This window comes from Caldisericota bacterium (genome assembly GCA_034717215.1).
Taxonomy (GTDB): domain Bacteria; phylum Caldisericota; class Caldisericia; order Caldisericales; family Caldisericaceae; genus UBA646.
Genome location: JAYELD010000047.1, coordinates 36,761 through 44,305, shown reverse-complemented (window position 1 = coordinate 44,305; position 7,545 = coordinate 36,761). Strand labels below are relative to the sequence as shown.

5 protein-coding genes and 1 tRNA gene are annotated in these 7,545 nt (G+C 37.7%); all 6 read right to left on the bottom strand.

Features of this window, described 5'->3' with window-relative positions; genetic code table 11:
• Nucleotides 1-590: 590 nt before the first annotated feature.
• The 6 genes from U9Q18_02285 to U9Q18_02260 all read right to left on the bottom strand — a co-directional run bounded on the left by U9Q18_02285 (nucleotide 591) and on the right by U9Q18_02260 (nucleotide 7,545).
• A tRNA-Ser gene (locus U9Q18_02285) sits at nucleotides 591-677 on the bottom strand.
• A 9-nt stretch (nucleotides 678-686) separates the two neighbouring features.
• Nucleotides 687-1,964 (bottom strand): serine--tRNA ligase, encoded by a 1,278-nt coding sequence (serS, locus tag U9Q18_02280; GenBank protein ID MEA3313187.1) that lies wholly within the window; start codon nucleotides 1,962-1,964, stop codon nucleotides 687-689.
• Nucleotides 1,965-1,977: 13 nt separating this feature from the next.
• Nucleotides 1,978-4,428, bottom strand: coding sequence for a PBP1A family penicillin-binding protein (locus U9Q18_02275; GenBank protein ID MEA3313186.1), 2,451 nt, complete (start codon nucleotides 4,426-4,428; stop codon nucleotides 1,978-1,980).
• A gap of 14 nt (nucleotides 4,429-4,442) precedes the next feature.
• Entirely contained in the window at nucleotides 4,443-6,323 is a 1,881-nt protein-coding gene (locus tag U9Q18_02270) for a DUF2207 domain-containing protein (GenBank protein ID MEA3313185.1), read from the bottom strand.
• Nucleotides 6,310-6,480 (bottom strand): hypothetical protein, encoded by a 171-nt coding sequence (locus U9Q18_02265; protein MEA3313184.1) that lies wholly within the window; start codon nucleotides 6,478-6,480, stop codon nucleotides 6,310-6,312. The genes U9Q18_02270 and U9Q18_02265 overlap by 14 nt, the downstream gene beginning before the upstream one ends.
• Nucleotides 6,481-7,545 (bottom strand): SPFH domain-containing protein, encoded by a 1,065-nt coding sequence (locus tag U9Q18_02260; GenBank protein MEA3313183.1) that lies wholly within the window; start codon nucleotides 7,543-7,545, stop codon nucleotides 6,481-6,483.

The window sequence follows — 7,545 nt, the reverse complement described above, 5'->3', positions numbered from 1 at the left end:
CTCCTTCTTTGTTCGTAAAAAAATGAGAATCACTGCTTATCATTTTCGCCTCCTGTCTTCTTTCTTCTCTATTCTATCCCTTTACAAAATATTTCCAAATTTGTTTTGAGAGATTCTGAAACAAGTTCAGAATGACAAAGAAAAAAAGAGAAAACGGGATTCTTCTGTCGCTGCGCTCCATCAGAATGACTCTCCCTGTCACTGCGAGGCAACTTGTTGCCGCGGCAGTCCCATAGTAATATTTCTTTAAATTTTTGTTTTTATAAAACAATTGTTTCGTTGTTAAGGAGGAGATTGCTTCACCTGCTTACGCAGGCTCGCAATGACAGGGAAAAACGGAATGACAAAGAAAAAAGACTAAAAGAGAGATTCTTCACTTCAGACTTGGCGTAATGCATGCCAAGGAAAAGAGCAGAATGACAAAGAAGAACATAAAAGAGAAAGATCAAGAGCATTGCAATGTTTTGTGTGAATCACTCGATAAACAATAAAATGGCAGGTCTTGAAATGACAGTTTTGTTTTAGGAATGATAAAATACAATTAAAATATTATATTAAATTTCCAAAATAATCTTTTTAATCCTATGCATTGGCGGAGGGGAGAGGATTCGAACCTCCGAAGCTCATCACTTGCCGCATTTCAAGTGCGGTACCATCAACCGCTCGGCCACCCCTCCATTGCTGTATTAAATTTCTGGGGTTATTCTATCAGTTCCTGTGTATTTTTGCAATACTTTTGGTATAAGCACGGTGCCGTCTTTTTGTTGATAGTTGTCCAATATGGCTGCCATTGTCCTGCTGATGGCAAGTCCTGAGCCGTTTAAAGTATGCACATATTTTAGTTTGCCTTTCTTTGTGCGGAAGCGAATGTTTGCACGTCTTGCCTGGAAGCTTTCAAAGTTACTGCAAGAAGAGATTTCTACATATTTGTCTTGTGATGGGAAGTAAGCTTCCGGATCAAACTTTATCGCTGCTGCAAATCCAAGGTCCCCGGTACACATTTTCTTTAGTTGATGAGGTATATTTAAAAGCCGTAAGACATCTTCCGCATTATCAATGAGCTTTTCAAGGTAGCTATAAGATTCTTCCGGTTTGACAAACATAACCATTTCCACTTTATTGAATTGATGCACTCTTATAATGCCTCTTGTATCTTTGCCGGCAGCACCTGCTTCTCTTCTAAACGATGCTGCATATGCCACATACTTAATGGGAAGGTCTTCTTCGTTTAGTATTTCATCCCTATGAATATTTGTAAGGGGTACTTCCGCTGTAGGGTTAAGGAATAAATCATCTTTTTCACAATGGTACAGATCATCTTCGAACTTGGGCAATTGTCCTGTACCCGTCATTGAGGTACGGTTTACAAGAAATGGCGGAAAGACCTCTTTGTATCCGTGTTTTTCAACATGTAGGTCAATCATCCAGGAGATAAGAGCTCTTTCAAGCTTTGCTCCCATTCCTTTTAGTGTGTAAAATCTTGTACCTGAAATTTTTACCCCTCTTTGAAAATCGATGATACCTAAATTTTCAGCAGTTTCCCAGTGCGGTTTTGGCTCAAAGTCAAAATCTCTTATTTCTCCCCATCTTTTGATTACTGTGTTTTCTGTTTCATCTTTTCCATACGGGACAGAGTGATGAGGAATGTTAGGGATACGCAGTGATAGATCTGTAAACTGTTTGTTTAAGTCGGTAAGAATTTTATCTTTTTCTTTAATATCGCTTCCCATTTTTCTTACTTTTTCTTTAATTTCTTCTGTGCTTTCTTTTGCTGCAATCTTTTTTCTTATTTCTTCTGAGAGTACTTTTCTGTCATGTCTCAGGGCATCAACCTCTTTTACTAACTTTTTCCTTTTATTATCTACTTTTAGAAACTTATCTATAATAGATACATCTGCTCCTTTTTTCGCGATGCTTTCTTTAACGAAATCTGTTTTTGTTCTTATAACATCCGGGTCTAACATATATCACCTCTCATCAGGGTTTTTTATCTTCTATGATAATATCTTTTTCTTCCGATGCAATAGTAGTTCCTTCTTTATCTTTTAGTACTGCGCGTATCGTGGCATCTCCTTTAATGTTTGCGATAAGCTTAAAGGTATAGGTATTTCCTTCTGTTGGTGGGTTAAGGGTAGCGAGCGGAAAATCGTACATAAAGAACGTTACCTTTAGGTCTGTAAGGTCTTCTACATTACTGACGGTTGCCTTCATTTCTATATAATCACCTATTTCGTATACATCTTTATCACTTGTAAAATCAAATTGTAGATTTTGCCATTTGGGCGGTTCAGTTTCTTCAAACTTTCTTGGATCTATTTCTGTAGGTTCCATACCCTTTATATATGTACGTTGTTCCGTTAATTCTTCCGGGCAGTTTGGAGGTGCAAGTAGCCCTGAATCCTTACATATAAGTACTGTTGTAAAACCCCTGGCCCGTATGTCTTCATGGGGAACTACATTTTCTAAAAAGCTGTAATACAGAGTGTCCTTGTCTGCAGTATCCAAATTTGCCATATATCCTGTATCTTTGTAGACAAGTCTTGTGGTAATCCCTGAATCAGGTTTTGTAAAATTATCTTTTGGAAATTGATTCATTGCTGTTAGCATAAATTCACGCCATATCATTGCTGGAAACCGATTTCCTGCATTAAGTACGTTTGGGAAAGTTATTTCCTGAGAGTCTGGACCAACCACTACGCTAACTGAAATATTGGGTGTGTATCCGTCAAACCATGCGTCAGTCCAGTTATCAGTGCTTCCTGTTTTTGCCGCTGACGGCAATCCCTTAATCTTTGCATTAACCTCTGTAGACATCACGTAGGTAAAGATTTTATTCATAAGATATGCTGTTTCTTGAGATACTGCTCTATATGAAAGATCTTGATGTTCGTATAATATTTGCCCACCGGGAGAAACAATTCTTTCGATAATGTAAGGAGTGTGATAAATGCCAGAATTACCAAGAGTTGCATAGGCGGCAGCCATTTCCAATTGTTTTACCTCAAAGCTTCCAATCGCAACAGATGGATATGGTTTTAATGGAGTAGTAATCCCATATTTCCGTGCAAAGTATACCACTCTGTCCAATCCAACTCTCAGGGATGTTTTTGTTGCGCATATGTTTGATGATTTCGCTAGTGCCTGATTTACTGTCATATCGCCAAAGTATTTATCTTCTCCTATCCATTCGTGTGGTTCCCAATCGTCGACTTTGTACGGAGCTGAAAGAAGTATGGAAGAAGGGGTAATAGAACCAGATGAAATGGCGGCAGTATAGTCAAAAATTTTAAATGATGAACCCGGTTGTTTTAATGCAGTCGACCTGTTAAACTTCGTATTATCATAATCTCTTCCTCCAACCATTGCAAGTATTGCTCCGGTTTTTGTGTCTAAAGCGGTAAGAGCAGCTTGTGGTTGAATAGCATCTTTCGAATTTCTTGTGTCTTTTGGAAAAATGCCATCATCTTCTGCTTTTGTAAGAACTTTATTAATTGCTTTACTTCCGGCAAGCTGTAATTCCGGGCGAATTGTGGTATATATTTTTAATCCGCCTGAGTAGAGCATTGTTTCTCCAAATTTCTTTGCCACTTCTTCTTTTACATAATCAATAACATACCCCATATTATCGTTTACTCTTGTTTCTTCTACATAATGCAATTCAAGTTCTTCTGCTTCTTTTAATTCTTCTTCTGTGATGTAGCCATTTTTTAACATTTTTTGGAGTACAATCTTTTGTGTTTCTTTTGCTGCTTCCAGGTTAATGAATGGATTAATTTCAGAAGGTGCTTTTAGTATTCCTGCAAGCATTGCAGATTCGGCCAGATTTAATTCGATTGCATGTTTGCCAAAATATGTTTCAGCTGCTGATTCAATTCCATTTGCTCTTGCACCGAAATACACTTCATTTAGATACATTTCTAATATTTGATCCTTTGTAAATTTCTTTTCAAGCTCAATTGCAAGCAGAGCTTCTTTAATTTTTCTTTCTGGTGTTTGCTCCATTGTGAGAAACAAACTCCTTGCAAGCTGCTGGGTGATCGTGCTTCCTCCTTCGACTATCATTTTGTATTTAAGGTTTGTCCAGAAAGCCCTTGCTATGCCTTTGTAATCTAACGCGCCATGCTGATAGAATCTTTCGTCTTCTTCAGCGATAACAGCTTTTTTTGCAACATCAGAAATTTTGTTTAGTGGTGTGTAAATCCTATTTTCAAAAGCATAAACATTTGTTATGTGTTCTCCTTCGTAGTCAAAAATTTGAGATGATTGCTCTGGGTTGTACGTTAATCTTGATATGTTAGGTAGATCTTTTGCGCACCTGTTTATGTATGTAACAGCAAAAATGCCTCCGGCAAGTATTATCGCCACAATAAGTAAGAGAATGATTTTAAACGTAGTTCGAATGATAGATTTTTTCTTTTTTTTGCTCATATCTGCTCCTTATCCTATCCTGCCGAGGAACCTCCTCCACCGCCGCCGCCAAAACCACCACCTCCGGAGAATCCGCCACCTCCACCGGAAGAAGATTTTGAAGCGGTAAATACTGTCGCAGAACTATTTAATAATGAATTAAGACCATGTGATATCGAATCAAGGGAAAACCCTTTCATACTATTTGCAATATTGTTACTTGTGCCACCAAACCCTTTTGCCGAAGAGAGTCCTCCTGTATTTGAATAACCATATCCAGCTCTATGATATGGAATATACCAGACTGGTGCAGGGGTATTTGCTCTTGAAAATTCTTTTATCCAATGTTTATCTATATCAAACACAACCGCAAATGGAAGGTATTGTGAGAAAAGGTTCTGTGCTTCTTCTGCCTTTTTATATTTAACGAGGCCTTCAAGATATTTTTTGAAGGCAAGCCATTTCATTCGTTCTTTTGCCCCCTTCATCGATTTTCTTGGCATGGCAGGCGCGAAGAATAGCACAATAATACCTCCAGGAATGAGAGGCCATGCAAGGAATCTTACGCCAAGCGAAGTCCCGATCGCAAAGAGAAAGATTGATCCAAGTATTATCATAAATATGGCTATTCCAATGTATTTTCCTTTTACTTTTGCAGGGCTACCGCCTTCATAAAATTCATTTGATACTAGTTCCCGGTTGATTTTGCTATATATTTTATGGAGATATTTCGAAAATTCATACTTCAAATCAGATAAGTGGATGGAGTTTAGCTCTTCAAATACATATCTCATCAACGTTTGTTCATAGGCATTAAGAGTGGAGGTATCTTTATCTGTACGTTTGTAGATATAATCATTTTTCCTAAAAACCTCATTTACTTCTTCAATTTTTATGTACTCTCTATCTGCAAGGTCTAATATAGTTGCAATTACTTCTTTTAGTGTCGCTCCTTGTTTTAACAATGCACCTACAACGGCAGGTGGAAGATCTGATGGAGGATCCTTTATGTATTCTGCGTATTTAGGCAAAATGATATCTTTTCCTTTTTTGTACCAGGTGAGGAATATCCATAATACAATGATGATGAAAAGTAAAAAACCGAGTAAAGTTTTTAAACCTGCTATTTTTGCTTCTCTTGTAGCAGCTTCTGCTTGCTGTTGTGCTTTATCTCTCGCGCTTCCCGGATAGATAGTAATTCCTGGAGGTTCTTCCACCAGTCCCCTTGGAAATGCGATATAGAACTCTATAAATTCTCCCGGTGCAAGTTCTGAACCTGTCAATGTAATTTCATTTCCATTTACTATGGTTACATTCCCACTACCTATTGGCAATCCTGCTCCCCAGGCTTTTATTTCTTCTTTTAGTGCACCGTCGGGGATATGAACTGTAACAATTGCTTTATCAATTGATACTTCATTCTTTGAGGGTATTGCGATGTAGTTGAACGAGGCATCATCTTCATAAAATGCAACAGTGCCTAATTTGGTAGCTCCTAATATTTGGTATTTTATCACAAAGTGTTTTACTGTGTTTTTTGCCTCGTAGTTTAATTTTATATAAAAGCTGTTATTCTTTGTTCTTACGCTGAATGTTTCTAGTGTTCCGTTGCTGCTCCTTTCGTAAGGGATAAGTGTTCCGTTAACATTCTCAAAGACTTCCACATCTGTGATATTTTGAATCTGATTAAGATCAATCCATCTTTCGAACCAATGGTAGGCTGTCCCGCCATCGTGCGAACCAAAATATATTGACAGGTTTTCAGTAACATTTATTGTGCCATCTTTGCTCAGGGTTATTTCATCGTTCCATTCTTTGTAGTGGTAAGATGCAAAAGCATTTTCCATAGGTATAAGAAATGAGATTATAAATAAAGTAAAGATCAAGATGATGATGTATTTTTTATTTTTTTTCATTTTTCTTGTCCTTAAAAATAAGTAAAAAAGATAATCCAATAAAGCCTTCTAAAAAAAGCAGAAAACGATATCCCGAAGAAAGGTTTTCTTCTTTTGCAATTATATTACTTATAATACCGCAGGTAAACCATACGGCAATGACAATCCAGAGAAACATTTATTCTTTTTTCTTTTCTCCTTTTGCAATTTTGTGTCCACAGTAAGAGCAGAATAGTGAGTCGGCAGGAATTTGTTTATGACAGTTGGGGCATTCAATCGTTTTAGGTGTATCTACAGCAAGTTTGTATCCACATTTAGGACAGAATTTTGAATCTGCCGGAATGATAGCATCACAGTTGGGACATTTAATCATTAGTTGCTCTTTTTCTTTTTCGGTGCTCATTGCTTGTTGCATCATTCCGGGAATGATCATTCCCATTCCCATTCCCATGCCAAGCCCGGCTCCAGCTGCAGCTGTTCCGCCCGGAGTAGGATTTTTTGCTGCTTCTTCAATTGCTTTAGCTGCCTTAAACTGTAGATATTGGTTCATATTTCCAATTGCATTCATTCCGGTCTTTTCATCGATAACTTTTTGGATTTCTTCAGGAACTGTAACGGATGAAACGTAAAAATCAACAAGTTCTATTCCATACTTGTTAAAATCAGTTACAATGCGTGATTTTGCAGCTCCACTCAGTTCATCATATACTCGTGGCAAATCAAAGATAGAAGTGAGAGATTCGCCTAATGTATCTGTAAACCGTGAGAGAATGATAGATCTGTAGAATTCCTGGAGTTGCCCGGTTGTGTATATGTCTTGTGTTCCGACAATTGTATTCGTAAATAGATATGGGTCAATAATTCTTGCACTGAAAATTCCAAATGCGCGAAGTCTCACTGCTCCGAGTTCTTTGTCTCTAAAAAGAATTGGCTGGCTTGTTCCCCATTTTAAGTTGGGAAATACTTTTCTATCAACAAAGATAACTTCGGATTGAAATGGGCTTTTGAAGCCGTATGGCAGAGAAAGAAGCCTTGTAATGACGGGCAAGTTTTGCGTGGAAAGTATATGCCTTCCCGGTCCGAAAACATCCATTGCTTTTCCGTCTCTGAAAAAGATTGCACTTTCTGTTTCTCTTACGATGAGTTGTGCGCCCATTTTTATGTCGGCAGATCCCTGTTCTGGGATTCTGTGTATAATTTCCGTGCCGGTTTTATCAAACCATTGTATAATTTCTAAAAACAT

Coding starts and splice junctions, on each gene's coding strand:
- serS (MEA3313187.1), bottom strand. CDS start 1,964: ATGTTAGACCCGGATGTTATAAGAACAAAAACAGATTTCGTTAAAGAA.
- U9Q18_02275 (MEA3313186.1), bottom strand. CDS start 4,428: ATGAGCAAAAAAAAGAAAAAATCTATCATTCGAACTACGTTTAAAATC.
- U9Q18_02270 (MEA3313185.1), bottom strand. CDS start 6,323: ATGAAAAAAAATAAAAAATACATCATCATCTTGATCTTTACTTTATTT.
- U9Q18_02265 (MEA3313184.1), bottom strand. CDS start 6,480: ATGTTTCTCTGGATTGTCATTGCCGTATGGTTTACCTGCGGTATTATA.
- U9Q18_02260 (MEA3313183.1), bottom strand. CDS start 7,545: ATGTTTTTAGAAATTATACAATGGTTTGATAAAACCGGCACGGAAATT.